The following is a 26,338-nucleotide window of genomic DNA, read 5'->3' on the forward strand; positions in this document are numbered from 1 at the left end:
AGATGGAAGAGAAGAAACTCCGCTCTGCTACTGATAACCCGTTAGTGGTTCCAGTTGAAGATGACAACCAGACTGTGACCCAGGCTAATCCTCACGGCGCCTCGGTGGCGATGGCCTGCGATCTGTTGGCCATCGCGGCCTGTGAGTGGAGTTCGATCTCAGAGCGGCGCGCCTACCGTTTAGTGACCCCCCAGGCGAATCAGCTGCCACCTTTCTTGACCACTGAAAGCGGCGTCAAGTCCGGCATGATGATCGCCCACTACTCGGCGGCTTCCCTGGTGGCGGATAACAAACGTCTGGCGCAGCCCGCAGTAACCGACAATTTTATCACCTCGGGCCTCCAGGAAGACCATCTAAGCTTTGGCGAAAGTGCTGCCCTGAAACTGGACAAGACCCTCGAAAATGCTTTCTACGTTCTTGCTATCGAATATCTACTCGCCTCTCAGGCCCTTGATTTAATTGGCAGCGATGAGTTTGCCAAGGGCACGTCGCTGGCTTGGAAATCACTGCGAGACGTCTTGCCTGCTTACCAGGAAGAGCATGCGCTGCACCTGGATATTGAGGCGACTTACCAGCGCCTAAAGGAGACTCAAGTGATCGATAAGCTCCTGTCTATTGCCCCGAACTTACTGCCGAGTCGGCAGCCTAGCGATTAGGAGGAAGCATGAAACAGCTATGGCACCACTGCCATGCGGTGACCCTGGCGGGTGGCCGCTACGGAATTGTGCGCGATGCGGCGCTGATTATAGACGCGGGACGCATCGCCTGGATTGGCACTGAGGCGCAACTTGACCGCGATGCTGCATTCGATGAAGTGCGTGACCTGGGTGGGCGCTGGCTAACGCCAGGGTTGATCGACTGCCACACGCATCTGGTGTTTGGCGGTGACCGCAGTAATGAGTTTGAGCAGCGCCTGGAGGGCGTGAGCTATAGCGAGATAGCTAAACAGGGCGGTGGAATCGTTAGCAGCGTGCGGGCCACTCGCGAGGCCAGCTTTGACGAATTACTGGCCAGTGCCGAGGCGCGCGCCAAGGTGCTGCTGAGCGAAGGCGTTACAACCCTAGAGATTAAGTCAGGGTATGGGCTTGATCTGGAAAGCGAGCGCAAAATGCTCAAGGTGGCCCGGGCGCTGGGGGAACGGCTACCTGTCGAGGTGCTTACGACTTGCCTAGCGGCTCACGCGCTGCCGCCCGAATACCACGAACGTAGTGATGGGTATATTGATCTAGTCTGCGAGACGATTCTGCCGACGCTGGCGAAGGAAGGCCTTGTCGACGCTGTCGATGGCTTCTGTGAAGGTATCGCCTTCTCTGTGGAACAGATGCGGCGCGTTTTTAATACTGCAAAACAACTGGGCCTGCCGCTCAAGCTACATGCTGAGCAGCTGTCACGTCTTGGCGGTTGTCAACTGGCTGCGGAGTTCGGCGCGCTTTCTGCTGACCACGTCGAGTATGCTGATGAAGCCGATGCTCGTGCAATGGCACGAAGCAGTACTGCCGCTGTGTTACTGCCGGGGGCTTTTCTTACCCTGCGTGAAACCCAACTGCCGCCAATTGCAGACTTTCGTGAGCAGGGCGTCACCATGGCGCTGGCCAGCGACCTTAACCCCGGTACGTCGCCGGTACTGTCGTTACGATTGATGATGAATCTTGGCTGCACGCTGTTCCGCCTTACCCCTGAAGAAGCGCTGGCAGGGGTGACCATCAATGCCGCTAAGGCGCTGGGCATTGCTGCCACCCACGGTTCGCTAGAAGTAGGTAAATGGGCAGACGCGGTCGTATGGGATATTACCGGGCCAGCGGAGCTTAGCTACTGGCTGGGCGGGCAATTGCCGGTCACGGTGTTTAAAGCAGGTAAGGAGGTAGAAGTATGAGCGACAGTTACCAACTCACGCAGGGCGATACGCCGCTATTGATTTCGATGCCTCACGCAGGTATCGCGCTAACGCCGGAGGTAGAGGCGGGGCTTAATAAAGCAGCGCTCAGCCTTGCCGACACCGACTGGCATATACCCCTGCTTTACGACTTTGCCGCCGAGCTCGGGGCGAGCCGTATTGAGGCGCGCTATTCGCGCTACGTTATCGACCTTAATCGGCCCGAGAACGATACGCCACTCTACGCTGGCGCGACGACCGGGTTGTTCCCCAGTACCGATTTCGACGGTAATCTGCTGTTTGAAGAGAGTCAGGTACCCTCTAAGGCACAGCGCGACTGGGCCAAAGAGCATGTTTGGCGCCCCTATCACAACGCCCTGGCAGGCGAATTGGCGCGGCTAAAGGCGCGATTCGGCTATGCGCTGCTATTTGACGCGCACTCTATTCGCTCAAAAATACCGCGGCTTTTCGACGACCAACTGCCTGATATTAATTTGGGTACCTTCGAGGAGCAAAGCTGCGATCCTGAGCTTAGTCGGACCTTGCAGGCGGTGTGTGCCGCTCAATCGCGTTTCACTCACGTGGTCAATGGCCGCTTCAAAGGGGGACATATTACCCGGGGGTATGGGGATCCTGATAACCATATTCACGCTGTACAGCTGGAACTCTCCCAGCGCACCTATATGAACGAACCAGACGACGAACAACCGATCTTTGCCTATCGCGAAGACCGTGCCGCTGAAGTACGTCCACTGCTACGTGAACTACTTGAGGCTATGCAGCGGTGGGGAGAGGTTAGCTACAGCCAGGGTAAATAAGACAATGTAGTCTTGATTTGCTCAATACCCGGTCATTTCCAGGTAGCCCTCGCCAAGCGATTCGCCGCTGGCGCGGTCGTTGATCACCACTTCACCTTCCCAGTAGGGCACGCTGGTGGTCATCCAGCGGTTGGCGTGGGGCGCTTCGATGTTGATGTCGATTCCTACTGACGGTATTTCCAGCCGCCATTGGGTGGGCACATTACGACCGGCGACAGTCGACGTTGCCAGCGGCGTCAGCGTAATGTCATCTGATGCTAAGGGGGTGGCGTCGCCTTGGGGGGTAATCCAGGTGCCGGAGCGGTAGTCTGCACTCTGCTCCTGATCTGCATCGTTGCTATCACCATTACCACCTCCCCGCAGTTGAAATGCCATCAGTTTGTGGCCGTCATCAAAGTGGATCGAGAACCAGTCCCAGCCTGATTGGCGGGCATCAAGCAGTTGGCTGCTCCACTCACGATCCAGCCAGCCGCGTCCGCTAACGGTTTTTGTCTCACCGTTAATGGTTACTTCGCCGTTTATCCGCCAGAAGGGCTGGCTGTAGTACATGGAGCCCTGGCCATTCGCAGCTTTTTGGCTAAAACCCTCTTCGCCGTGCAGTACTAGAGGCCCCTCTGCGGTAAGTTCTAAGCGGTAGCCAAAACGCGACGCGCCTTCGCCGCTGTAAGCGGTTAGCGTGAGGTGACTAAAATCGCTGCTATCAGACTCTTGGGCTTTAAGCTGCCAATCATCCAGCCAGGCATAAAAGGGGCTAATCATTACGCCTGCTTGGCTGTCCTGGGGAGTGTTCAATGGAGCCTGTGAGTGGCTGCGCCCGAAACGTTCGGCCACCTGATGCTGCTCGCCTTGGGAGATCGCCATATGGGCCATCCACAGTTGATCGGCTACCCAAGGCGTCGGTGCAGGGCGTTCGCTGGGTGGCATCAACGCCTGGCGAAAGAGCGTCCACTGCAGGCCGACAGGCTCACCTGCGGTATCTTCAAGGTTGGCGGTGAGATACCACCATTCGATACGGTAATCCGGATGGGCGGCGTGCTCTTGTGGAAAACTGAGCGGCTGATTAGGCTCGGCATGTCTAAAACCATCAGCGTCTTGTCCTAAACCGGCAAAGCCTGTGCTGTTGGTTTCGGTTTGCTTTTCTTCGTCACAGCCGTAAAGCGTCAACGCTACAGTGGCTAGAAGTAGAAGACGCAGGGTTAGTCGAAGCCTTAAGCTCATTGATTCGCCTCTTCCGCCAGTAAGGCCCGCGGTGAGGCGCGCCAGAAACGCAGCGTGGGCAGGGCTGCTGCCAGGAGTGCCACACCAACGGCGGTGGCCAGGGTAACAGCCATTTGCCCAGGAAATAGATAGAGCGGTAGTCGCCAGCCGAAGGCGGCCACATTAATAATCGCCACTAATCCCCAGGTAATCGCGATACCCAGTGGAATGGCCAGCAGGCCGGTGGCTAATGCGGCACCGCTCAGTTGCGCCAGATTCAACTGTGCCAGCAGTGCTCGGGGAACACCCAGCGCCCATAGCGGTGCTAACTGTTGGCGTCGGCTGCGCGCCTGGGTCAGTAGGCTGGCGAGAAGCGCCAGTGCCGCTACCGCTAGAGTTAATACATTGAGGGCGCGGGTAATGGTAAAGGTACGCTCAAAAATCTCGGTGGCAATACGCTTGATCTCGCGCTGATCGCTCAGCGCATCGCTACCGAGGTCAAAGCGTTCACGCAGGGCAGTACGTAGGGTATCAACATCAGCGTCATCACTCAGCACTAACCCCATGGAGCTAGGTGGCGCATCAAAACGAGCGGCTAGCTGGGGCGATGCCATCAGTACCTGCCCGCTGGGGTTGCCGTAGTCGGGATAAATAGCGGCGATGGTCAGCGTTTCATTGGCGCCCGGCGCGCTAAGCGTCAGGCGATCACCGGGGGAAAGATTCTCTGCGGTGGCGAGTTGCTCGTTAATAAAAATCGCACCATCACTAAAGGCTGCCCAGGCGGATGAGCGGTCTTGTTGGGTGGCCAGCAGTGGCCAGTGCGGGGTGAGTGATTCGCCAGGGGTAATGCCGTAAAGCTCGATAGGCGTGCCTAAAGAGCGGCTGCCTTCCGGCGTTGTGGCGGCCTGCAGGGTTGCATCGCTGCGTCGAGTGAGCAGGCGCTCGAAGACCTCCTGGCGATCAGCCAGCCAAGCATCAATATTCGCATATTGCTCGGTGGGGGCATTCAAATAGAGTGGGGCGACCAAGCGCTGATCAAGCCAGTCTAAAAACGTCAGGCGAAAGCCGCCGACCATGCTACCGACCCCCAGATTGGTCGCCAATGCGATAAGTAGTGCCATCATGGCCAGTGACAGCCTAGGTAGCTGAAGCTGCATATCCGCCAGCGCCCAGTGAATAAGCGGGCGCCGCCGGGCAAGGCGTGCCAGCACTTTCAGTACCAGTGCTAAAAAGGGCGGCAACAATAGAGCACTGGCCAGCAGCAGCGCGGCAATCAGCCCAAAGCCTGCCACTAAACCATCGCCAGGGGACTGAAAGTGTAGCCAGCCATATAGCGCTAGCGCACTACTTAAGGCGAGTGCGCCGGCGATGCTCATTAGCGATAATTGGCGGCGGTAACCGCTACGCCAAGCCTGCATCTGGCCTAACTCCAACATGTTTAAGCGGGCCGCGCGCCATAACACGCCGCTGCCCGCCAGCAGTAGTCCGGCAAGGCTAACCGCCAGCCCACCGACCCAGTAATGCCAGGGCAGGTTGAGCTCTTGCCCCACGCCAGCGCCATATAGTGAGTTCAGGGTTGCTGCGACATCGGGGAGTAACGAGCGTGCCAGCCATACGCCGCTGGCAATGCCGGCAAGCGCTCCGAACAGGCCGAGCAGGAACAGCTCTAAGCTGAGCGCTAGCACTAAACTGCGTCCTGATACACCCAGCACACGCAGGGTGCGCAGCATGCCCAGGCGTTGCTCCAACGCTAGCCCTAGCGCTGCTTGAACGATAAATAGCCCCACGACCCAGGCAAGTAGCCCCAGCGCGGTAAGGTTCAGGTGAAAGCTCTCGGTAAGTTGACCGGGGGAGGCTAGCGTGGTGGCGCGAGTGAGCGTTAATCCCGGTGGCGCTTCAGCGAGTGCCCCCGGGGCGGCCACGATGCGTGTCAGCTGGTCGCCGCTTTCAAGCAACCGCGCTGCGGCGGCAATATCCATGATCAGCGTGTCCGGCGGTAGTGCTGGCGCTAAAACGAGCGGCGGGAGTGTTTTGCCATCTGCCAAGGTCGGGGTGGCAGCCGATGCATTTTCACGCGCTATCTCCAGGGCTGCCAGGGTGTCAGGCGCTACGCGTGTTTGCCACGGGGGCGTTAGAAAGTCGCTTAACGACGCGGAGGTGTTGGCTTGAGCCAGCGCGTTATCGCTGGAAAGAGTCAGTGGGTCAATGCCGATCAGGGTTAGCCGAGTGCCATCTTGGGTAATTATTTCACCCTCTAGCATAGGCGAAACGGGCAAGCCTGCTTGGCGCAGGGCGTGATACTCGGCACGACTGAATGGCGTGCCATCGCGCCGCTCAAGCTGATCCAACTGGGTGTCAAACAGCGCATCGGCGCGGGCATAGCTGTCTCGCGCGGTGGCGTTGATCGCTTGGATACCACTCCATAGGGCACTGGCCACCCATAGGCCGAGCAGCAGCATAATCAGTTGCCCGGGGTGGCGCCGGTAGTGGCTAAGTAGCGTGGATAACACCCGGATCATGGTGCCGCTTCTAGTAGATTACCGTGGCTTAAGCGTAGGCAGCGGTCAAGCGGAGCCGCTACCTGGGGACTGTGGGTGACAATGAGCAGGGCGCACTGAGTCTCGCGAACCAGACTCAATAGCAGTTCAAGCACCTCGCCTGCGGTGGTTTCATCTAAATTGCCTGTAAGTTCATCGGCAAGCAGCAGAGGCGGGCGCGGCGCCAGGGCGCGGCCAATGGCCAGCCGCTGCTGCTGGCCACCAGAGAGCTGCTCCGGATAACGTTTTTCCATGCCATGCAGCCCAAGCCGCTCAATTAAGTAGTTGGTCCAGTCGGCATCGTCGCGTTTGGCTAAGCGCGCCTGTAAGCGCAGATTGTCGATGACCGTTAAGCTGGGTACTAAGTGGAATTGCTGGAAGACTAAACCCAGTTGCTCACGGCGTAGCCTGGCACGTGTGGGCTCAGGTAGAGACGCGACGTTCTGGTTTTCGAAGCTAACTGTTCCTTGGTCGGGAAGATCTAAACCAGCGGCAAGATGCAGTAGGGTGGATTTGCCGCTCCCAGATTCTCCCATAAGCGCCAGGCTTTGCCCTGCTGCAAGGCGAAGGGAGACATTGTCGAGCACGTTCAGCGGCCCTTGTGGCGTTGTGTAGGTTTTATGTACCTGATGAAATTCCAGCATGGCTGCTTTTGTTGTCCATTAAAGTAGAGGCTAGTTGATGCTAGTTTGGAGCCCCTGGCGCACCGCGCTCCCCATATACTGCTATTCCACCCCTGCCCGTGCGTTTAATGAAATACATACTTTTATCCGCGGCATCAATAAGCTCGCCTGCATCGCCAAATCCGCCGTCGTCCAGGCAGGCAATGCCAATTGAAACGGAGACATAGATAGGGTGCTGGCCGTCGTGAGCCATCGGCGTTTTTTCTAAACGCTGGGCAATGCGTTTGGCGAATACTTGAGCTGCCTGGGCATCTTCATCTGGCAAAATGACCAGGAACTCTTCGCCTCCCCAGCGCCCCGCAAGATCGCCTTCACGAATAAGCGACTGCAGCGTTTTGCCGAATTTTTGCAGCACGTTGTCGCCCATTTGGTGACCATATTGATCGTTGAGCCTTTTAAAGTGGTCAAGATCAATAAATACCACTGACATAATGCGTGACTGGCTTTGGCAAAGGATAAAACGTTTATGCGTCTGCTCTTCAAGCCAGGATCGGTTGGCAAGACCGGTGAGCATGTCTGTTCGTGAACGCTCTTCTAGCTCATCTTGCCGTTGACGCAGGGAGGTGAGCTCTACTTGTTGAGTATCAAAGCGCGCTTTGAGCTGTAAAGTCTGTTGAAACAGCAGCTGTTGGGCCTCAGCAAGCAACGATTCGTTATCCTGCAAAGGTGGCGCCGTCATTTGCAGCATGTCTGCCAGCGCTGGCAACTGTTCCTGAATATTCTCTAACAAAAGCCGTAATGAGATCGCATGGGCGCCCTGGTAGGTTTCAAACTCTCGTACCACAGCGATGAGCGACTGCGCAGGATGTGAAGAGAGCCAGGCGTCGGCGATGGGCCCAGATAGCTGAATGCAAAGTCTATCGGCAGCGGTAATGTCGTACTCACCGTGGCTGTCGCAGATACGCTGAGCGAGCGGTGTTGGAACACCCCACTTGGCGGCGAGCCAAGCGCCTACTTGAGAGTGGTCGCAGCCAAAAAGGCGCTGTTCTGATTCGGATAACTGTCGATGAGAGAGTGCGTATTCAGCATATAACTCATTGCTTTCTTTCGGGTATGTCGCCCTTAAGGCCATGATGCCAATGTCTTGTAGTAAGGCGGCAGTGAAAACGGGCCCCGCCATGTCCGGGCAAAGCTGTATGGCAAGGTGCCGTGCTGCTAACGAGGCAATGATAGAGCGCATCCATACCCGCTGATAATGGGCGTCAATACCTCTGTTTTGAAGCAGGCTGAAGCTCATTACCGCTGCCAGCGTGGTGTCTAACCCCAAACGAGCCGTTGCTTCTTGGCACGCATTTACCTTTATATGGCTACGTGAGAAAAAGGCGCTATTGGCTAGGGTAATGATACGTATGCTCAAGGCGGGGTCACGCTCGATAGCATTGGCGTAGTCGTTTACCGACGGATGCTCAGTACGCGCCAATTTTAAAACGTTAACGGCGACAGCAGGGAGGGTAGGTAAGTTTGGACACTTGAGTAGATCGGCTATCAAAAATGACGGTAATTCTGTCGTTAAGACCAGGTCTTGCGAATTATCCCTTGCCTGGATGGCCTGCATTATTCTCTCCTTACTTACGCGTATTTAGCTTGCAGCAGCCTTGAGCCATCCATGGCAATTTCGTATTGGGCAGTATTCAGTCGTTTGTATTAAACCACTTTAGGTGATTCGTCTGCTAAATACTCGCGTTGAATGCCAATTTTTTTACAGCTCAAAGTTCAAAAAATACGCCAAACCGAGATGTTATGTAAGATATTTCTCAGAATCAGGTAAGAAGCTGGCTATTCGTCGTCCGGCTCGATGTGCGACTAAAGAGTATAGAGAGGACCCTTTTTTTATCTCAATTCAACTACCATACTAGTCATATCAGTTCCTGACGCTAATCGTCTCGGGCTTCTCTAATTAGGATCAGGTGCAATGCACACGACATTACAAACGCTATGGCAGGAAACCCACGAAGGGGAATCAGTTCGCCAACGGCTATTTCATGTGCTGAGGCAGTCGATTATTCAGATGGTGCTGGCGCCGGGGCAGGCGCTATCAGAAAAGGAGCTTGCTGACACCTTTTCGGTGAGCCGTCAGCCGGTGCGGGAAGCTTTTATAAGACTCTCTGAGGCTGGGCTGGTGGAGGTGAAACCTCAGCGCGGCACCTATGTAGTCAGGATATCCCAGCGGGCAGTGCTCGAGGCGCGCTTTGTACGTGAAGCGGTTGAGGTAGCCGTTGTAAGGCTGGCGGCCGAAAAAGGCCTTGATCCAGCAGTGCTGACAGATTTGCACGATCTGTTAGCGCGGCAGCGTCGCTGTATTGAGCCTAATGATAACGATCGCTTTTACCGTCTTGATGAAGCCTTCCACCGCACGCTTTCACTGGGGGTAGAGCAGCACGCCGCCTGGAAAGTCATCGAAGAAGTCCGTGCTCAACTTGACCGGGTACGCTACCTCAGTGTGCCTCATAGCACCCCGCTGGAACGGCTTGTGAGCCAGCATGCCAGCATCGTTGCTGCCATTGAGTCACGAGACACCCAGCAAGCTGAAGAAGCGATGTCGCTGCATTTGCGTGAAATTTTGGTCTCTATGCCCGACTTGGTTCGTCGTTTCCCCGCGATGTTTGATGGAAAAGCAGCGTTCGAAGAACAAGAAAACCCAGCTCTTAAGCAGGAGACGATCTAATGAAGATTGAGCAGGCTTATACCATTGTGACCTCGCCGGGGCGCAATTTTGTGACGCTGAAGATTGTGACCGACCAGGGTGAATACGGCATTGGCGATGCAACGCTCAATGGTCGTGAATTGGCTGTGGTGGCGTATCTAGAGGAGCACGTCATTCCGACGTTAATCGGGCGCGATCCTCAGCGTATTGAAGATATCTGGCACTACCTTTACCGCGGCGCTTACTGGCGGCGTGGGCCTGTCACCATGAGTGCGATCGCCGCCGTAGACATGGCACTTTGGGATATTAAGGCGAAGCTTGCGGGCATGCCGCTGTATCAATTGTTGGGTGGTAAAAGCCGTGATCGGGTGATGGTGTATGGCCATGCAACGGGGCGAGATATTGAGGCGTGCCTGGAAGAGGTCGCCCGTCACGTGGATGAGGGCTATAAAGCCGTGCGCGTTCAAGCCGGTGTGCCAGGTATTGCCAGTATTTATGGTGTCGCCAAAAAAGAGGGCGAGCCCTACGAACCTGCAGATTCTGATTTGCCTGCAGAGCATGTGTGGAGTACCAGTAAATACTTAAACCATGTGCCTAAATTATTTGCCGCCGTACGTGAGCGCTTCGGCGATGATTTGCACGTGCTACACGATGTTCATCATCGTCTGACGCCCATTGAGGCTGCTCGCTTAGGTAAAGAAGTGGAGCCCTACCATCTCTTTTGGCTCGAAGACTGCGTACCGGCTGAGAATCAGGAGGCGTTTGGCCTTATCCGCCAGCACACCACCACGCCGCTGGCCGTAGGCGAAGTCTTTAACAGCCTTTTTGATGCCAAAGCGCTGATTGAAAACCAATGGATCGACTATATACGCGCCACTCTGACTCACGCCGGTGGGATTACCCATGTACGCCGAATCGCCGATTTAGCCGGGCTTTATCACGTGCGTACCGGCTTCCATGGGCCAACGGATCTTTCACCGGTTTGCCTGGGGGCGGCGATTCATTTTGATACCTGGGTACCCAACTTTGGTATCCAGGAATACATGCCGCATTCCAGCGCAACTGACGAAGTCTTCCCCCACGATTATCGCTTTGAAGATGGGCATTTCATCGTCGGTGAAAAGCCGGGGCACGGCGTTGATATCGACGAAAAGCTAGCCAAGCAATACCCCTATAAACGCGCCAGCCTGCCGGTGAACCGGTTAGAAGACGGCACCTTGTGGCACTGGTGAAGGAGTTCATCTAAATGCAAGCATTTCAAGTAAAGGCGCCCCATGACTACCAGGTCGCAGAAGTCGATCCGCCCAAGGTGGCTGCTGGTGAAGCACTGGTACGCGTAGCATTTGCCGGTATCTGCGGCTCGGATATGCACATTATCCATGGCGACAATGCCTTTGTGCGCTTTCCGCGCATCACCGGGCATGAGTTCGCCGGGGTAGTGGAGGCGGTAGGGGAAGGCGTGGCTGAGGTATTCGTCGGGGATCGCGTGTGCATTGATCCTGTTATCAGCTGTGGTCAGTGCTATCCCTGCCGGATTGGCCGTCCCAACGTGTGCAGTTCGCTTGAAGTGATCGGCGTGCATCGCGATGGTGGTTTTGAAGAGTTTGTGGCCGTCCCCGCGGCTAACGTGCATCAGCTACCTGATCATATCGGACTCGATGCTGCTGCCTTAGTTGAGCCCTACACCATTGCCGCCAACGTGCTTGATCGTATGCAGCCGCACCCTGGTGACCGGCTAATGATTCTGGGCGCCGGCGTTATTGGCCTTACGATCCTGCAGATGGCTCTGGCCAAGGGGATTAAAGAGGTCATCGTCACTGACGTTATTAATGAACGATTAGCGGCGGCAAAACAGCTTGGGGCAGCGCAGGTATTTAATAGCCGCGAGCAGGATGTCGAAAAAGAAGTGCTTGCCTTGACCCAGGGTGAAGGCGTGCCACTAATCGCCGATGCGGCCTGTGTGCCAGCGCTGCTACCGCAAATGCTGCGTTTAGCGTCGCCAGCAGGGCGCATTGGTCTGCTGGGCTTTAGCGTTCAGCCCAGCGAGCTCGTACAGCTAGAGGTGATCAAGAAAGAACTGACCCTGGTGGGGTCGCGACTTAACAACCGCAAGTTTCCGGAGGTGCTTAAGCTCATGGCAAGTGGGCAGTTGGATCCGTTGGCGTTAGTTAGCCATCGGTTGCCGCTAAGCGACATGCCCAGCGCTATCGACATGCTGGATCACCGACCAGAAGAGGCCCGTAAGGTGCTGATTCAAATTAGTGCTTGAGGGATGCGATACCAACCCACGCCAACCCACGCGCAATTAATAGCTGCAATTAACAACTAACAACACCCGTGTGCAGGAGAAAGACAATGATTAAACAACTTATCACCAGCGCTGTTCTTGGGGCCGCCATGCTAGGCAGCCACTCACTAATGGCGGCAGACTTTACTCTGCGTTTTGGCCATTTAGCCAATGAGCAGAACATTTGGCACCAGGCCGCCGAGAAATTTAAAGAGGAGGTAGAAGCAAACTCTGACGGGCAGATCGAGGTACGCCTCTACCCTAGTGAGCAGCTTGGTAACGAGATGGACGTGATCAATAGTATCCAGTTGGGCACAGCGGATATGACGATCACCGGCGAAAGCTTACAGAACTGGGCACCAAAAGCCGCGATGATGGCGGTACCGTATGCCTTTAGAGATTCCGAACATCTCCATTCCGCCGTTAACGGCGATATTGGTGCTGAGATTGAAGCGCAAATCACTGAACGCACTAATCTGGTACCTCTGGCGTGGTTTGAGCGTGGCCCCCGGGAACTGACTTCCAATCGTCCTATCCGTACGCCTGATGAGCTGGATGGGTTACGTCTTCGCGTGCCCAACGTTCCGCTGTTCGTTGATACATGGCAGGCAATGGGGGCACGTCCAACCCCAATGGCATTTAGCGAAGTGTTCACTGCGCTGCAGCAAAATACCCTGGAAGGTCAAGAGAACCCGCTTAGTCTGATCGAAAGCGCCAGCTTCAATGAGGTACAGGACTACGTCAACATGACCGGCCATGTGCGCAGCTGGATCTACGTGGTGATTGGTCGTAACCAGTTGGAAAGTATGCCGGAAGAACTTCAGCAGGTGGTGCGAGACGCTGCTCAAACGATGCAGGAGTATCAAGCCGAGCTTTTCGTTGATGACCAAGCACGTCTTGAGCAAGCGCTACAGGAGCGTGGCATGGAGTTCGTGGAAGTCGATGTCGATGCGTTCGCAGAGAAAGCTCGGCCCGCCGTGCTTGAGGCCTTAACCGAAGAGCAGCGTGAGCTCTTCGACGCTATCCAAGATTTGTAAGGTTGTATTGGAAGCGAACTGATAATGGTGATGGGCTAGCATCTTGCTGGCCTATCTTCTAACTGCACACGCAGCTTGCCCATTAAGGATACGGTTATGAACTCGGATCACAAAACGCTTGAAGAGCATGCGTTGGAGAGTCTGGATTCAATGTCGGCGGTGCCTAAGCTAGCAGGCCCCATAGGGCGCGTGATTGGCTGGGTGGATAAGTGCTTTCTAACCTTGGCCGTTGTGGCGCTGGTTGCCATAGCCGCCACGGTGCTGCTGCAAATTTGTTCTCGGCTGTTTTTGCCGTTTTCGATAGCCTGGACCGAAGAACTCTCGCGTTATCTGTTTATTTATATGGTGGCACTATCTGTTGGTGTAGTGCTGCGACAGAACCGAAACATCAGCGTTGAGCTTTTCCATCATCTGCTGGGGCCGCGCATACAGGCAGCCTTTCAAGCGTTGATCTGTGCGCTGATTGGCCTGTTTGCCTTTCTGGTGCTGCCTTACGCTTGGCAGTATGCGCAAAACGGCGCTTGGCAAACCTCGCCAACGCTGCATGTTCCCATGCTGTATATCTTTTTCTCAACGGTAGTCACCTTTGCGCTTCTCCTGGTTTACAGCTTGCTGGGGTGTCTTGAGGGAATTATCGCAATGTGTCGCTCCTCTGCCTCCCATCAGGAGTCGTAAGCATGGAAGTTATTATCCTCTTTAGCGTTTTCTTGGTTTTGCTCTTGGTGGGAATGCCCATTGCGTTTGCGCTGGGTTTAGCCTCGCTCTCTTATCTGCTGCTTGAAGGCATTTCATTAACCATCGTGCCGCAGCGTATGTATGCGGGTATCGATACCTTCGTGCTGCTGTGTATCCCCGGTTTTGTGCTGGCCGGCAATTTAATGAATGTGGGTAATATAACTGATCATATTGTGCGTTTCTCCAACGCTCTGCTAGGCCATATTCGCGGCGGACTTGGCTTGGCCAATGTGGCAGGGTCGATGATTTTCGGTGGTATTTCCGGCACGGCGGTTGCGGATTCAGCCAGCATCGGTTCGGTGATGATTCCCGGTATGGCTCGCTCAGGCTATGACAAGCCGTTTGCCGCTGCAGTTACCGCCGCCTCGTCAACCGTTGGGCCGATTATACCGCCCAGCGTCCCGATGATTATCGCCGGTTCGCTTAGCGGTATTTCGGTCGGGCGGATGTTCCTGGCAGGTGCAGTGCCGGGGCTTTTAATGGGCCTCGCCATGATGATTACGGTGTACATTCTGGCCGTTCGGCGTGGGTATCCCAAAGAGCAACGGGTACCGTTTTTGCGGTTGCTGCGCGAAGCCAAAACGGCCTTCTGGGCACTGCTGATGACCGTGATTATTCTCTACGGCATTATTGGCGGGTTTTTTACCCCTACCGAAGCCTCTATTGTGGCTTGTCTCTATGCCTTGGTCGTCGGCATGTATGTGTATAAAGGCCTGTCATGGAAAAAGCTTCCGGCGATTTTGTCAGACACCGTATTAACCTCTTCGGCATTACTGCTGATGGTGGGGTTAGCCAACCTGTTTGGCTGGATACTCACCAGTGAGCAGATCCCTCAGATGGTAGCCTCACTGATTCTCTCCATTAGTGATAACCCGCTCATTGTTTTACTCATCCTTAATCTGATTCTTTTGTTTGTTGGCGCTTTTATGGAGACCATTGCCGCGCTGATTATTCTTTTCCCGGCCTTGGTGGGAGTAGCGACTGGCGTGGGTGTCGATCCGGTTCACTTTGCGGTAATCGCGGTGTTGAACCTGATGATTGGGCTGACAACACCACCGGTGGGGGTGTGCCTATTCGTGGTGGCGGGGATTGGCAAACTACCTATGTTGACGGTGGCAAGAGCCATCGTACCCTTTTTGCTATGCAACTTGGCGGTGCTGTTGTTGGTGACTTATGTCCCCGCGATTTCGCTTTGGCTGCCTAACTTGCTAATGGGAGAGTAATTAATGATAGCTCCACAGCGTATTGAAGCAATGCCAAAAAGCGGTCGGATCGGGGTTGTCCATCTGGGGTTAGGCGCTTTTCATCGCGCGCACCAAGCGGTCTATTTAGAGCGTTATCGCCAACGCAGTGGCGATGGTGAGTGGGGCGTCTGCAGCGCGAATTTACGCTCTAGCGTTGGTCTAGTCGACGGCTTAGGTGCGGCAGGGCAGCGCTATCATGTAGCGGAGTACGCCGATAGTGACAGCATCACGCTGCGCGAAATAGGCGTGATTGAAGAAGCGCTATTCTCGGGCCGTGATGGTGCGGACGAAGGTATGGATAGCTGGGGTCGGGATCGGGAGGCGCTACTGGCGCGAATGGCGTCTGCGGATACCCGTGTTGTTACATTAACAGTCACTGAGAAGGGCTACTTTTTAAACCCTGCCAGCGGTGAGTTAAGAGCCGATGACCCCATGATCATCGGTGATATAGCTTCGCCCCAACAGCCGCGTACCGCCCCAGGACTATTGGTGGAGGCGTTGGCTCGACGGCATGAAGCAGGCATTGCCCCGTTTACGGTGCTTTCTTGCGACAACATGCCGGATAACGGCAAGCGAACCCGCCAAGCGGTGATCCAGCTGGCCGAGCAGCGTGCCCCCGCGCTGGCTCGCTGGATCGCCAATGAAGTGGCGTTTCCCTGCAGCATGGTGGATCGCATCGTCCCTGCGATGACCGACGACGACTTTGAGCGCTTAGCGGCATTGGGCGTTACCGATCCACACGCCGTGGTATGCGAAGCGTTCACGCAGTGGGTGGTTGAAGATAGCTTCCCCCAGGGGCGACCCGGCTGGGAAGCTGAGGGGGTTGAGATGGTGGCAGATGTGGCGCCGTTTGAAACCATGAAGCTGCGCATGCTCAATGGCAGCCACTCTTTGCTTGCCTATCTTGGCGCGCTTGCAGGTATCGAAACGGTTTATGACGGCATTAATCACGTCGAGCTTCGGGCGCTATTGCGCCGATATATGCTTGAAGAAGCGGCACCTACACTTGAGATGCCCGAGGGAATCGATTTAGACGCTTATGCTGACTCGCTGCTGGCACGCTTTGCCAATGACAGTTTGCGTCATCGTCTGCAGCAGATCGCGATGGATGGCAGCCAAAAGCTCCCGCAGCGCTGGCTCTCTGGTGCGCTCAAACGTAGCGCCGCTGGTCTATCCTCGCCCTGTGTGGCATTGGGGATGGCGGCCTGGATTCGCTACACCACGGGCGAAGATTTATTGGGGAATCGCTACACCGTCGATGACCCGTTAGCCAAACGCTTTGCTGATTTACACCATACCCATAGCTCCGATCCCAGCGCTCTGGTGGCGGCCTATTTAGCCATGGACGATGTCGTGCCTTATGCATTGGTAGCGGATAAGGCTTTTGCTCAGTCCGTACTAACGGCATATCAAATGCTGAACCAAGCCGGATTGGACGGGGCGCTCGCGGCACTTGAGCGCAACTAATAAAAGGAGATCACCATGGAGCATACCTGGCGCTGGTTTGGCCCTAATGATGCTATTCGGCTGAAAGAAATTCGCCAGACAGGCGCAACCGGTATCGTCACGGCACTGCATGAGGTGCCCAATGACCAGGTTTGGCCGGTTGAGGCAATCCGAGAGCGTCGGCGGATGATTGAAGCGGCTGGTCTGACATGGTCGGTGGTAGAGAGCGTGCCGGTACATGAGTCGATTAAAAAAGGATTGCCGGCGCGAGATGCCCTGATTGCAACCTACTGCCAGACACTGCGCAACCTTGCGGCTTGCGGTATCGACACCGTTTGCTACAACTTTATGCCGGTGCTGGACTGGACGCGTACCGACCTGACCTATGAACTGCCCGATGGCGCTTTGGCCCTACGTTTTGATCAGGTGGCGTTTGCCGCCTTTGATCTTTATCTGCTGCAGCGGCCAGGGGCTGAGAAAGAGTACCGCGCCGAGGAGAAAGCCCAGGCACGCCGCTATCTGGACGTAATGGATAGCGCAGGGCGCGACAAATTAGTCAATACACTGATCGCTGGACTACCGGGTGCCGAAGAGCACTACACCCTTGAGCAGTTTCGCGCTGTATTGGAAGAGTACGCTGATATTGATGCCGCTCGGCTGCGAGAAAACCTTGGCTACTTTCTGCAGGCGGTGATTCCGGTGGCAGAAGAGGTGGGCATCCGTATGGCCATCCATCCGGATGACCCTCCGCGGCCGCTACTGGGCCTGCCTCGAGTGGTTTCGACTTGCGAGGATGCCCAGTGGATTATCGATTGCATACCCAGCCCAGCCAATGGCTTGACGCTTTGCACAGGCTCTTACGGCGTTCGTGAAGACAATGATTTGGTGGCTATGACTCGCCACTTTGCCCCGCATATTCACTTTATTCATCTGCGCGCCACCCAGCGTGAAGCGGATGCGCTCTCGTTCCACGAGTCCCCTCACTTGGCAGGTGATGTGGATATGGTAGGTGTTATTCAAGCGCTGGTTGAAGAGGAGCGCAGACGCGAAAGAGAGGGTGGGGCACGTTTACCGCTGCGTCCGGATCACGGCCACCAACTTCTGGATGACCAACAGCGCAGTACGGCACCCGGCTACCCGCTTTACGGTCGTATGCGCGGCCTAGCCGAACTACGCGGTGTGGAGCTTGCAGTGCGACAGCAAACTGACCGATAACCCATTACCCTTCAACCTATATTACTCATCAACCTACATTACTCCTCAATATAGGAAAGCCCTGCTGGCTAATGTCTCAGCAGGGCTTTTTGGTGGCGCTAGCGGCTAACGATTAGCGAGGTGCAGCGGGCGCTTCAGCGTTCGTGAGAGTCGGTTCGGGCACTTGCTCCATACGCTTGCGCTCTTGGTCAAGAATTGCCAGTGCCTGGGTAGAAGTCACGCGCGAGGCGGGCGTCACTAGGCTTACAATCACACCCGCTACCAGCGCTACTAGCACAGCGGGGATGCTTGGGTTACCCCAGAAGGCTGTCCAGTCGCTATTGGCAATAATCGTTAAGGAGGTCACCGAGGCGCAAATTAATGTGGCGATGGCACCCTGCCAGTTATAACGTGACCAGAAACGGCCCAGCATGGCACTCACAAATAGTCCTGAAAGAATCGTTGAGATCATACGGGTGATGTAGGTGATGACATTGTCTGAGGCCAGGGCGAACAGCAGCGCCAGACCAATGGTTGCCACTAGCGCAATACGCGAGAAGCGCACTACATTTCGCGCTGAAGGCGTGCGGCCCGTTGCCAGCACATATAGATCGCGAATCAGCGTGGAAACACCGGCAATGGCATCGGAGCTAGCGCTAGACATCGTGGCGGAAAGACCCGCGACCAATAGCAGTAGCCCTAATCCTAGGGGCATGATTTCAGTGGCCAGGAAAGGGAAGGCAAAGTTGCTATTTTCAAGCCCAGGGTTAAGGGCGTGGGTGGCCATACCAATAATCGCGGGAATGATCGAAAAACCCAGGTAAAGAACGCCGGTGATTAAGAACGAGCGGCGTACCGATTTGACTGATTTGCCTGAATAGATGCGTTGACGAAAGGAGGGTGTAGCAAGCACGCCAATGGCAATCACGGCAGCCAGTGACAGCGCTGGCAACGCACCAATTTGATCAATACCTAGAAAGCTAGTGGCCCCTGCATCCATACCAGCCGTAAGGCCTGAGAAGCCGCCAACCTCGATCAGTGCCAATATTGCCATCAAGATAAAACCCGCGAACAGCACGACTGCTTGAATGGTGTCAGTCCAGATAACCGCAAAATAACCCCCTACCACGCAGTAAATGCCGAAGCCTAACGCCACCAGAATACGCGCGGTGGTTAGATCGATATCCGCCATCCAGGAGAGATAGAGACCACCGCCAAGAATATGCGCGCCCAACCAGCCTATACAGGCGATATAGATAAGTAGCGCGACCACATTACGTACCAGCCGATTCGCACCGACGTAATAGGCGAGTTCCTCACTCATGGTCATAAAGCGAAGTTTACGTACGGGAGCAAAACAGACCGCGAGCAGTAAAATGCCCACGGCACCCCCAAGCCCGTATAAGGCACCCGCCCAACCGTTGGCGTAACCGAACCCAACGGCGCCCATGCTGGAGCCGGTGCCCACCATGGTCGCCACCGTAGTCCCCACGGTAAGAAATAGCGGTACGCTTCGCCCGCCGAGTAGGAAGTCGTCGCCGCTGCCCCGTTTGTGTCTTGAAATCCACCAGCCAAACACAATCATGGCGACAATGTAGAGCACGAAGGTAATAAGGAATAGTTGGCTGTTCATGTTAACCTCTTATCGTTGTTTATCCGGCCGTTGCCGCGGCCGAAGGTAGGCAATGGAAGCGATTACCGTGGAGCTTTTTATCCTAATCACGCGGTAATCTGGCGCTGCGCCCTTGCCGGGGTGCGGCGCTTTTTTTGGTATTTAAAGTTGAGTGTTTAGACGCGATCAGCGCGGAAGCACTTCACGTCAACCTCGACTTTGCAATCCACCACCAGGTCTTGAACGCTGCAGATGCGTGCCGGTGGGTTGTCACCAAAGACCTCCTTAAACACCTTGTTGAACGAGGTGAAATAGCGCGCATCGGTGAGCACGGTGGTGACATGTACGACGTCTTCAACGCCGAAACCTGCTTCTTGCATGATGGCCAGGCAGTTATCGAAGGCGAGGCGGGTCTGCTCAACAATGCCGCCTTCAACGACTTCGCCGTCGGTCATTGGTGTTTGTCCGGAGACGTATAGCCAGCCACCTGCCTCTACGGCGCGGGCAAAGGGCAGCTTCTGACCGCCGGTGCCTACGCCGCCTTCCGTGCCGTATCGAGTAATGCTCATGGTGTTTGCTCCTGGTTGGGTTGAAAGGTGGGGATCGATTGAGAAATGCGCTCTGTTCTGCGCAGCATTCTGCCAGCGCGTTGGTCTGAAATTGCGCCTTGGTGATAGGCGATTTTGCCGTTCACTATGACCATTTCGATGCCTTTAGCGGCCGCGATGGGGGTCTCGTAATTGGCCGTATCTTCAAGAGTCGTGAGATCAAAAAGGGTGAGGTCTGCGTAGGCGCCTATGCGGATCACTCCGCGATCCGTTAAGCCGAAATTAGCTGCTGAAAGGCTGGTCATTTTGCGCACTGCTTCCGCCAGTGACATTAGCTTTAAATCGCGGCTGTAGTGGGCCAGCACACGCGGAAATGCACCCCAAAGGCGTGGGTGAGGGTGCGGATCGTTCGGTAATCCATCGGAACCGATCATGGAGAGCGGATGCGCTAACACTTGCTGCATATCCGTTTCACTCATGTTGTGGTAAACCGCCCCCGCCGGCTGTAGCTGCTTGGCCGCATCTAACAGTGATACCCCCCATTCGGCGGCGATCTCTTTTAATGGGCGACGCGCCTGCTCTGGGTGCGTTGTCGACCAAGTAATGGTGATCTCAATCTCATCCGTGACCTGGCCCAGATCGAGAGTGGAGGAGCCTGCGGTGTAGGGGTAGCAGTCGCAGTGGGCATGCTGGTACTGGGCGGCAGACTCCAATTTACTCAGCGCTTTACCAGCGCCTCCCCAATTGCCCGCGCCTGCGCATTTGAGGTGCGAGATCACCAGAGGCACCTGACCATTGCGAGCGGTGGAAAATGCTTCGTCCATGGCCTCCAGCAGGCCCGCAAACTCATCTCGAAGATGGGTGGTATATACGCCGCCTGATTTCCCAACGGCGGCCACCAGTGGGGCCATTTCGGTGGTCGGCGCGTGTATCGCGTTGCGATAGGCAAGCCCTGAGCTAAGCCCTAGGGCTCCCTCATCCAGCGCTTGGCTTAGCAGCACCTCCATTTGTGCAATTTCTTCAGCAGTGGCAGGCCGGGCAAAGCTGTCCATCACCTGGCTGCGCAGACTGGTATGCCCCACCAAGGCGGCGACGTTGATACTTGGCGCAGCGGCGTCTACGGCGTTGGCATAGGCGCTGAAGCTTGGGTAGCGAAAGTCTTCTAGCTTGCCCAGTAAATTCATGGGATCGGGTACTTCGCGAGTGAGTGTCACGGGGCTCGCACTGATCCCACAGTTACCCACCACCACCGTCGTTATCCCTTGTGTCAGCTTCGGCAGCATCTCGGGAGTACGAATGACATTGGTGTCGTCGTGAGTGTGGACATCGATAAAACCAGGGGCCAGATGGCGCTCTTGGGCGTCAATAATGGTGGTGGCGGTGGCGTAGGGCATGTCTCCGATGGCGCAGATACGCTCGCCTTGAATAGCTACATCGGCACGAAAATGAGCTGCGCCGGAGCCATCCAGTACGTTGGCGTTACGAATCAGCAGGTCGTAAACCATCTTAATCTCCTAGTGGCTGGCGGTTGTCGCCACCGCGATGGTCATCGAGGCTAAGCTTGAGACGACGCAATTTAGTTCGTGAACGCTCACGGTGACGCATGGCAAGTTCAAGTGCTAACACATCGATGACCGCCAGCATGGCGTAGCGGGAAGCTGAAGGGTGATAGATGAAGTCCGTTTCCCGAGAGGTAATCGGGAGCACAATGTCGGATGTATCGGCTAAAGGAGAATTCAGGGCGGTGATGGCAATCACTTTTGCGCCGTACTGCCTGGCAATTTGTGCAGACTCCACCATCTCCGGGGTGTAGCCAGTGACAGATAGCACGACGACTACGTCATTCGGCTCTAGGGTTGACGCTACCATGCGGGGCAATAGTGCTTGAGGGTAAGCGCAGATCGCATAGCCAAGACGGACTAAACGGAATTGAAACTCTTGGCAGAGAATGCTGGAACCGCCCCCTGCGCCAAATACCAATATCTGACGCGCTTTATCCAGCTGTTCGACCGCGCCTGCCACATCGGCCTGGGCGAGTAGGTCGCGGTTAAGCGCGAGGGTTTGTGTGGCTATGTCATACACCACGCTTGAGCTGTCTTCGGGTGTCGCTTCTTGTATAAAGCGGCGACCTGCTGCTAAAGCGCGTGTTAAGCGCGTTTTTAAGTCGCGCACATTAGTGCAGCCGATAGCGCGTGCAAATCGGGTGACACTGGCATCACTTACCCCCGCGCGCTTGGCGATGTCACCGATGCTTGCTTCGGTGACAAACTCGATGTCAGCAAATATCAGCTCGGCGACTTTTTTTTCAGCTTCACGCAAGGCAGCAAAGTCAGTAGTAATACGTGACAAGATGTCGATTTCCTGGCTCACCGTGGACTCCTAATGGTTGCCTGATTTAAAAAGTATGTTAGTTTCTAACCTTAAGTCAATAGTTGTGAAAGTATCTAACATTGATGCTTTATTAAAATGAGGATATGGGCGTATGCAGACAATGGCGTTAGCGATGGATAAAGGCGGTGAGGAATTGGGATCAAACCTTCTATCAGGTGTCAGCCTACCCGCTGCCGTGGTGCATGAAGGCCCACTGGCTCATAACGTAGAGTGGATGCAGCGCTTCGCAGAGGCTCACGGTGCTCGCTTGGCGCCCCATGGCAAAACCACCATGACGCCCGCGCTTTTCCATCGACAGCTCCAGGCAGGTGCGTGGGGTATCACACTTGCCACTGCGCCCCAGTGTCGTGCTGCTTTCGCCAATGGCGTTACCCGAATATTGATGGCGAACCAACTGGTGGGTCAGGCAAATATGGCCATTATCGCCTGTCTGATCGAACAGGGCGCTGCGTTTTACTGTGTGGTCGATAGCCATGAGAACGCACGCCAACTCGGGTGTTTTTTTGCTGAGCGGGGCTTGACGTTATCGGTGCTTATTGAGATAGGCGTGGAGGGTGGCCGCTGTGGCTGCCGCAATCAGCAGCAAATTCTTTCGCTGGCGGAGGCGATTGCTAATGAGCCAGCACTTTCTCTGGTGGGCCTGGAGGGCTATGAGGGTGTGGTTCACGGGGATAATCCCGAATCTGGTATTCGTAACTATGCTAAATACCTGGTGGATGCTGCCGTAGAGCTTGAAGCTGCTGGACGCTTTGCTGAAGAGAACCCGATTGTCACCGCGTCAGGTTCCGCCTGGTATGACGTGATTGCGGAGGCCTTTCAGGGCGCACCGCTTCAGGGGAGATTTACCCCCGTGCTACGCCCAGGTTGCTACATCGTCCACGACCATGGGCTTTATCGTGAAGCGCAATCAGCGGTATTAGGCCGCCGGCCAGATTTGCAGCAGGGGCTTGAGCCTGCCCTGGAAGTTTTTGCCCAGGTGCAGTCGCTTCCCGAACCTGGACTTGCCATTGTGGCGTTAGGTAAGCGTGATATCGGTCATGACCAGCTACCTATTGCCCTGCGTCGGTTCCGGGAAGCCGGTGAGCCCTCTCAGTCAATGTCAGTTGCTGGCTGGGAGGTGACAAAAATTATGGATCAGCACACCTTTGTGCGCCTTCCGGAAGGAGCTCAAGATGTCGAGGTCGGTGATATTGTCGCGTTTGGCGCCTCTCATCCCTGTTTAACCTTCGATAAATGGCGCCAGATACTGTTAGTGGATGATCAACTAAACGTTAAAGAGCGTATGGCGACCTACTTTTAAAGGTGTCTGCAGTGTTGCCCGTCGCGGCGCCATCATTACGCCGTCGCTTGTACAGTTAAGCGTGCAATAGCAGCGGGTAATTCATGGGCGTGATGGATGCCAATGGCACCTTCGGGGGTGATTTCCTCATTAGGGAAGTGGTTGAGGTGAATCACGTGCATGCCCGCCGCTAGCCCTGCTTCCACACCCACAGCCGCATCATCGATCACCACGCACTGCTGAGGAGCGTAGCTCATAGCGGCGGCAGCCTTACGATACAGCTCGGGGTCGGGTTTCCAGACGTTGAGGGTATAGGCGCTAAAGAGCTTGTCGGCAAAGTGATGGCCTAACTCGGTGCTTTCCAGCGCACAGCGAATTTTGCGCTCGGGGCCATTAGACACCACGGCCTTGGGGTGGCTGCTTAAGTGGTCAAGAGCAGCAGCCATGCCCGGTATTGCCACAAGCTCGGCCCGCATACGGGCTTCCATGCGCGCCCGCATACCCGCCTCAAGCTGAGAGAACTGGCCTTCTGCCAACGCCTGGAAACGCTTTTCCAGCGTTTGGACGATGGTCTGGAAGCGTACCCCGCGAAACTCATCCATATACTGCCGTGCTGTGAAGGGTAAGCCGAACTCGGGAAGGATTTCGGCCATCACCTCGGCAAGCAGTATTTCGCTATCCACCAGGGTGCCATCGCAATCGAACAGTAAGCACAGGGGCGTGGAAGGAGGCGTGGCAGGCTTCATTGATAGGTTTCCTCGTTGACTAAGCTAATTGGCCGCTCGCCCTGGAGTGCTAGACGAATATTATCCACCGCCCGTTGGGCCATGGCGTCGCGGGTTTCATGGGTAGCAGAGCCGATATGCGGCAGGGCGACCACATTGGGCATCTTCGTCAGCGGTGACGCAGCGCGTAGTGGCTCCTGCTCAAATACATCCAGCCCGGCTGCTTGAATAACGCCGTTTTCCAAGGCGTCTATTAAAGCGCTTTCATCGACGACTTTGCCTCGGGCGATATTGATAAAAATGCCTGAAGGCTTCATCAGCGCGAACTCTTGGGCACCGATCAAGCGTTCGGTTTCGGCGGTAAGCGGCACAGTGACACAGACGAAATCGGCCTCGGCCAACAGTTCGTTGAGTTCGCGGCGCTGCGCGCCAAGTTCACTCTCTAAATCGGGCTTGGGTGAAGCGTTGGAGTAGAGCAATTGCATACCAAAGCCCAGGGCTCCGCGCCTGGCAACGGCTTGGCCAATGCGTCCAAAACCCACCATGCCCAAGGTTTTGCCATGTACATCGCTGCCAAACAGTGCGGGGCCAATGCTGGCTTGCCATTTGTCCGCTTTGATCCACTCGGCTAGTTCAACCACTCGGCGCGCCGCGGCCATGATCAACGCAAAGCCGGTGTCGGCGGTGGTTTCGGTAAGCACATCAGGTGTATTGCACAGCATAATGCCGCGCTTCGTAAGTTCATCAACAGGGATGTTGTCGTAACCAACAGAGATGGTCGCGATGACTTTCAAGTTGGGTGCTGCGTCCAGCAACTGGGGGGTAATGGCTAAGCCAGAGCCGATGATGCCGTGCGCCTCCGCTAATAGAGCGCGATTTTCAGTGGCATCAAGCGCAGTGGCTTGCGGCAACACATCCACTTCAAACAAATCGCTAAGTTCAGCCTGTTGAGCGTCGCTGAGTCGTCCTTGAATCACTAGACGTTTTTTCATTGTTATCTCCATGGTGAAAAGCCTGTTATATAAAAGTAGTGTGTGGCGATTAGCCAATGGGCTGGTCGACTTCAAGCGCTAATAGCTGCTCGCGATTAGGCAAACCTTCCATATCACCCACTACCTGGATGGCTTGGGCGCCAATGAGGTTGCCGCGTTGGGCGGCTTGATGCGCCGTCCTTCCGTCAAGCAGGGCGCTAATGACACCGACGGCGAAGCCATCGCCTGCGCCTACGGTATCCACCACCTCAGCAACGTGGCAACCGGCCACCGTAAAGCTCTCTTCTTGCCCATCCAGGTTGCCACGGTAATAGCTACCTTCAGGGCCCAGCTTGATGATCACAGCCGAGGCACCTTGATCCAGATAATAGCCTGCTATGTCGTAAGGCGTCTTCTGCCCGGTGAGAAGCTGGCCCTCTGAAAGCCCAGGTAACACCCAATCGGCGCGACCTGCGAGTTCATTAAGGGTCGACCGCATAACGTTTTCGCTGGGCCAAAGTGACGGCCGTAAATTGGGGTCAAAGGAAATACTAGCGCCGTGGGCGCGGGACTCTTCCATCAAATGATGGCTAAGCTGGCAGGCGCTTTCAGATAACGCTGGGGTAATGCCCGTCGCGTGAAGGTGGTTAAGCGCCTGAAAGTCGACATTCCGGGCGTCGTCAATAGTGAGATGGCTGGCGGCACTGCCACGTCTGAAATACTCTACTCGCGGGTCGTCGCCATTCTGGGCACGCTCTTTAAAGAGCAGCCCGGTGGGGTGCTGTGCATCGGCACGAATATAGCGATCATCGATACCTTCCGCTGTTAATGCGGCCTGAATAAACCCTCCAAAGCTATCGGTTCCCACTCGACTTAACCAGCCCACGTGGAAACCCAGCCTTGAGAGGCCTATAGCGACATTATTATCGGCGCCTGCCAAGCGGCGGTGGAAACGCTCAATGCTGGATAAGTCGCCCGGTGTATCAGCGACAAACATAGCCATGGCTTCGCCGAAGGTGAGAATTTCTGGTGGGCTAGAGAAGGAGTGGTGCATAGTCAGTAATCTCTTCGAGTTGTTCGTTATCATCCAATGGGAACGATACCATTTTTGTGGCAA

At 55.5% G+C, this 26,338-nt stretch carries 23 protein-coding genes; 12 read left to right on the top strand and 11 right to left on the bottom strand.

What is annotated here, in order from left to right; translation table 11 throughout:
• Positions 1-2: 2 nt before the first annotated feature.
• From HZU72_RS03865 to hutG, 3 genes are read left to right on the top strand one after another with little or no spacing between them, the layout of a single operon-like run.
• Entirely contained in the window at positions 3-656 is a 654-nt protein-coding gene (locus HZU72_RS03865) for an aromatic amino acid lyase (protein ID WP_137095032.1), read from the top strand.
• Between the two features lie 8 nt (positions 657-664).
• Positions 665-1,873, top strand: coding sequence for an imidazolonepropionase (gene hutI, locus HZU72_RS03870; RefSeq protein WP_180090622.1), 1,209 nt, complete (start codon positions 665-667; stop codon positions 1,871-1,873).
• Positions 1,870-2,691, top strand: coding sequence for an N-formylglutamate deformylase (gene hutG, locus HZU72_RS03875; RefSeq protein WP_180090623.1), 822 nt, complete (start codon positions 1,870-1,872; stop codon positions 2,689-2,691). The genes hutI and hutG overlap by 4 nt, the downstream gene beginning before the upstream one ends.
• Positions 2,692-2,712: 21 nt before the next feature.
• On the opposite strand, the gene HZU72_RS03880 is transcribed toward hutG, so the two are convergent.
• The 4 genes from HZU72_RS03880 to HZU72_RS03895 are packed head-to-tail and all read right to left on the bottom strand — an operon-like array spanning position 2,713 to position 8,663.
• Positions 2,713-3,909 (bottom strand): lipocalin-like domain-containing protein, encoded by a 1,197-nt coding sequence (locus HZU72_RS03880; protein WP_180090624.1) that lies wholly within the window; start codon positions 3,907-3,909, stop codon positions 2,713-2,715.
• Positions 3,906-6,407 carry an FtsX-like permease family protein gene (locus HZU72_RS03885; protein ID WP_180090625.1) on the bottom strand — a complete coding sequence of 834 codons (2,502 nt, stop codon included), beginning with the start codon at positions 6,405-6,407 and terminating at the stop codon, positions 3,906-3,908. The genes HZU72_RS03880 and HZU72_RS03885 overlap by 4 nt, the downstream gene beginning before the upstream one ends.
• Positions 6,404-7,069, bottom strand: a complete 666-nt coding sequence (locus tag HZU72_RS03890) for an ABC transporter ATP-binding protein (RefSeq protein WP_180090626.1) — start codon at positions 7,067-7,069, stop codon at positions 6,404-6,406. Before HZU72_RS03890 ends, HZU72_RS03885 begins: the two co-directional genes overlap by 4 nt.
• 40 nt (positions 7,070-7,109) lie before the next feature.
• Complete coding sequence (locus HZU72_RS03895; RefSeq protein ID WP_180090627.1) at positions 7,110-8,663, bottom strand: sensor domain-containing diguanylate cyclase; 1,554 nt, start codon at positions 8,661-8,663, stop codon at positions 7,110-7,112.
• Positions 8,664-9,020: 357 nt separating this feature from the next.
• On the opposite strand from HZU72_RS03895, the gene HZU72_RS03900 reads away from it, so the two are divergent.
• The 8 genes from HZU72_RS03900 (at position 9,021) to uxuA (ending at position 17,716) form a co-directional block, all read left to right on the top strand.
• Positions 9,021-9,773 carry a GntR family transcriptional regulator gene (locus HZU72_RS03900; RefSeq protein ID WP_180090628.1) on the top strand — a complete coding sequence of 251 codons (753 nt, stop codon included), beginning with the start codon at positions 9,021-9,023 and terminating at the stop codon, positions 9,771-9,773.
• Entirely contained in the window at positions 9,773-10,984 is a 1,212-nt protein-coding gene (manD, locus tag HZU72_RS03905; RefSeq protein ID WP_180090629.1) for a D-mannonate dehydratase ManD, read from the top strand. Before HZU72_RS03900 ends, manD begins: the two co-directional genes overlap by 1 nt.
• Positions 10,985-10,998: 14 nt before the next feature.
• On the top strand, positions 10,999-12,021 hold the full coding sequence (locus HZU72_RS03910; protein WP_180090630.1) for a Zn-dependent oxidoreductase: 1,023 nt from the start codon (positions 10,999-11,001) through the stop codon (positions 12,019-12,021).
• A gap of 86 nt (positions 12,022-12,107) precedes the next feature.
• Positions 12,108-13,076 (top strand): TRAP transporter substrate-binding protein, encoded by a 969-nt coding sequence (locus tag HZU72_RS03915; RefSeq protein ID WP_180090631.1) that lies wholly within the window; start codon positions 12,108-12,110, stop codon positions 13,074-13,076.
• Between the two features lie 96 nt (positions 13,077-13,172).
• Positions 13,173-13,751 carry a TRAP transporter small permease gene (locus HZU72_RS03920; RefSeq protein WP_180090632.1) on the top strand — a complete coding sequence of 193 codons (579 nt, stop codon included), beginning with the start codon at positions 13,173-13,175 and terminating at the stop codon, positions 13,749-13,751.
• A 2-nt stretch (positions 13,752-13,753) separates the two neighbouring features.
• A complete protein-coding gene (locus tag HZU72_RS03925; protein ID WP_180090633.1) occupies positions 13,754-15,034 on the top strand; it encodes a TRAP transporter large permease in 1,281 nt (426 codons plus the stop codon).
• Positions 15,035-15,037: 3 nt separating this feature from the next.
• On the top strand, positions 15,038-16,522 hold the full coding sequence (locus tag HZU72_RS03930; RefSeq protein ID WP_180090634.1) for a mannitol dehydrogenase family protein: 1,485 nt from the start codon (positions 15,038-15,040) through the stop codon (positions 16,520-16,522).
• Positions 16,523-16,537: 15 nt separating this feature from the next.
• Entirely contained in the window at positions 16,538-17,716 is a 1,179-nt protein-coding gene (gene uxuA / locus HZU72_RS03935; RefSeq protein WP_180090635.1) for a mannonate dehydratase, read from the top strand.
• Between the two features lie 112 nt (positions 17,717-17,828).
• Here uxuA and HZU72_RS03940 read toward each other — a convergent pair whose 3' ends face one another.
• From HZU72_RS03940 to HZU72_RS03955, 4 genes are all read right to left on the bottom strand, one after another.
• Positions 17,829-19,328 carry a sodium:solute symporter family protein gene (locus tag HZU72_RS03940; protein WP_180090636.1) on the bottom strand — a complete coding sequence of 500 codons (1,500 nt, stop codon included), beginning with the start codon at positions 19,326-19,328 and terminating at the stop codon, positions 17,829-17,831.
• Between the two features lie 155 nt (positions 19,329-19,483).
• The gene (locus tag HZU72_RS03945; RefSeq protein WP_022524043.1) at positions 19,484-19,876 is read right to left on the bottom strand and encodes a RidA family protein; all 393 of its coding nucleotides are present in this window, start codon (positions 19,874-19,876) and stop codon (positions 19,484-19,486) included.
• Positions 19,873-21,360 carry an N-acyl-D-amino-acid deacylase family protein gene (locus HZU72_RS03950; protein WP_180090637.1) on the bottom strand — a complete coding sequence of 496 codons (1,488 nt, stop codon included), beginning with the start codon at positions 21,358-21,360 and terminating at the stop codon, positions 19,873-19,875. Before HZU72_RS03950 ends, HZU72_RS03945 begins: the two co-directional genes overlap by 4 nt.
• A 1-nt stretch (position 21,361) precedes the next feature.
• Positions 21,362-22,225, bottom strand: coding sequence for a MurR/RpiR family transcriptional regulator (locus tag HZU72_RS03955; RefSeq protein ID WP_180090638.1), 864 nt, complete (start codon positions 22,223-22,225; stop codon positions 21,362-21,364).
• Positions 22,226-22,337: 112 nt separating this feature from the next.
• On the opposite strand from HZU72_RS03955, the gene HZU72_RS03960 reads away from it, so the two are divergent.
• Positions 22,338-23,546 carry an amino acid deaminase gene (locus tag HZU72_RS03960; protein ID WP_180090639.1) on the top strand — a complete coding sequence of 403 codons (1,209 nt, stop codon included), beginning with the start codon at positions 22,338-22,340 and terminating at the stop codon, positions 23,544-23,546.
• 35 nt (positions 23,547-23,581) lie between these two features.
• Here the strand turns inward: HZU72_RS03960 and HZU72_RS03965 are convergent, their stop codons facing one another.
• The 3 genes from HZU72_RS03965 to HZU72_RS03975 are packed head-to-tail and all read right to left on the bottom strand — an operon-like array spanning position 23,582 to position 26,275.
• Positions 23,582-24,271, bottom strand: coding sequence for an HAD family hydrolase (locus HZU72_RS03965; protein WP_180090640.1), 690 nt, complete (start codon positions 24,269-24,271; stop codon positions 23,582-23,584).
• Positions 24,268-25,242 (bottom strand): 2-hydroxyacid dehydrogenase, encoded by a 975-nt coding sequence (locus tag HZU72_RS03970; RefSeq protein ID WP_180090641.1) that lies wholly within the window; start codon positions 25,240-25,242, stop codon positions 24,268-24,270. The genes HZU72_RS03965 and HZU72_RS03970 overlap by 4 nt, the downstream gene beginning before the upstream one ends.
• Positions 25,243-25,291: 49 nt before the next feature.
• The gene (locus HZU72_RS03975; RefSeq protein ID WP_180090642.1) at positions 25,292-26,275 is read right to left on the bottom strand and encodes a sugar kinase; all 984 of its coding nucleotides are present in this window, start codon (positions 26,273-26,275) and stop codon (positions 25,292-25,294) included.
• Positions 26,276-26,338 lie beyond the last annotated feature (63 nt).

Origin of the sequence: Vreelandella sedimenti (assembly GCF_013416325.1) — a bacterium.
Taxonomy (GTDB): Bacteria; Pseudomonadota; Gammaproteobacteria; order Pseudomonadales; family Halomonadaceae; genus Vreelandella; species Vreelandella sedimenti.

Excerpts from the sequence above, each read along its gene's own strand:
- HZU72_RS03975 (WP_180090642.1), bottom strand. The coding sequence starts at position 26,275 with ATGCACCACTCCTTCTCTAGCCCACCAGAAATTCTCACCTTCGGCGAA.
- HZU72_RS03910 (WP_180090630.1), top strand. The coding sequence starts at position 10,999 with ATGCAAGCATTTCAAGTAAAGGCGCCCCATGACTACCAGGTCGCAGAA.
- HZU72_RS03865 (WP_137095032.1), top strand. The coding sequence starts at position 3 with ATGGAAGAGAAGAAACTCCGCTCTGCTACTGATAACCCGTTAGTGGTT.
- HZU72_RS03970 (WP_180090641.1), bottom strand. The coding sequence starts at position 25,242 with ATGAAAAAACGTCTAGTGATTCAAGGACGACTCAGCGACGCTCAACAG.
- HZU72_RS03940 (WP_180090636.1), bottom strand. The coding sequence starts at position 19,328 with ATGAACAGCCAACTATTCCTTATTACCTTCGTGCTCTACATTGTCGCC.
- manD (WP_180090629.1), top strand. The coding sequence starts at position 9,773 with ATGAAGATTGAGCAGGCTTATACCATTGTGACCTCGCCGGGGCGCAAT.
- hutG (WP_180090623.1), top strand. The coding sequence starts at position 1,870 with ATGAGCGACAGTTACCAACTCACGCAGGGCGATACGCCGCTATTGATT.
- HZU72_RS03880 (WP_180090624.1), bottom strand. The coding sequence starts at position 3,909 with ATGAGCTTAAGGCTTCGACTAACCCTGCGTCTTCTACTTCTAGCCACT.
- HZU72_RS03960 (WP_180090639.1), top strand. The coding sequence starts at position 22,338 with ATGCAGACAATGGCGTTAGCGATGGATAAAGGCGGTGAGGAATTGGGA.
- hutI (WP_180090622.1), top strand. The coding sequence starts at position 665 with ATGAAACAGCTATGGCACCACTGCCATGCGGTGACCCTGGCGGGTGGC.
- HZU72_RS03945 (WP_022524043.1), bottom strand. The coding sequence starts at position 19,876 with ATGAGCATTACTCGATACGGCACGGAAGGCGGCGTAGGCACCGGCGGT.
- HZU72_RS03920 (WP_180090632.1), top strand. The coding sequence starts at position 13,173 with ATGAACTCGGATCACAAAACGCTTGAAGAGCATGCGTTGGAGAGTCTG.
- HZU72_RS03965 (WP_180090640.1), bottom strand. The coding sequence starts at position 24,271 with ATGAAGCCTGCCACGCCTCCTTCCACGCCCCTGTGCTTACTGTTCGAT.
- HZU72_RS03930 (WP_180090634.1), top strand. The coding sequence starts at position 15,038 with ATGATAGCTCCACAGCGTATTGAAGCAATGCCAAAAAGCGGTCGGATC.
- HZU72_RS03895 (WP_180090627.1), bottom strand. The coding sequence starts at position 8,663 with ATGCAGGCCATCCAGGCAAGGGATAATTCGCAAGACCTGGTCTTAACG.
- HZU72_RS03950 (WP_180090637.1), bottom strand. The coding sequence starts at position 21,360 with ATGGTTTACGACCTGCTGATTCGTAACGCCAACGTACTGGATGGCTCC.
- HZU72_RS03900 (WP_180090628.1), top strand. The coding sequence starts at position 9,021 with ATGCACACGACATTACAAACGCTATGGCAGGAAACCCACGAAGGGGAA.
- HZU72_RS03925 (WP_180090633.1), top strand. The coding sequence starts at position 13,754 with ATGGAAGTTATTATCCTCTTTAGCGTTTTCTTGGTTTTGCTCTTGGTG.
- HZU72_RS03885 (WP_180090625.1), bottom strand. The coding sequence starts at position 6,407 with ATGATCCGGGTGTTATCCACGCTACTTAGCCACTACCGGCGCCACCCC.
- HZU72_RS03890 (WP_180090626.1), bottom strand. The coding sequence starts at position 7,069 with ATGCTGGAATTTCATCAGGTACATAAAACCTACACAACGCCACAAGGG.
- uxuA (WP_180090635.1), top strand. The coding sequence starts at position 16,538 with ATGGAGCATACCTGGCGCTGGTTTGGCCCTAATGATGCTATTCGGCTG.
- HZU72_RS03915 (WP_180090631.1), top strand. The coding sequence starts at position 12,108 with ATGATTAAACAACTTATCACCAGCGCTGTTCTTGGGGCCGCCATGCTA.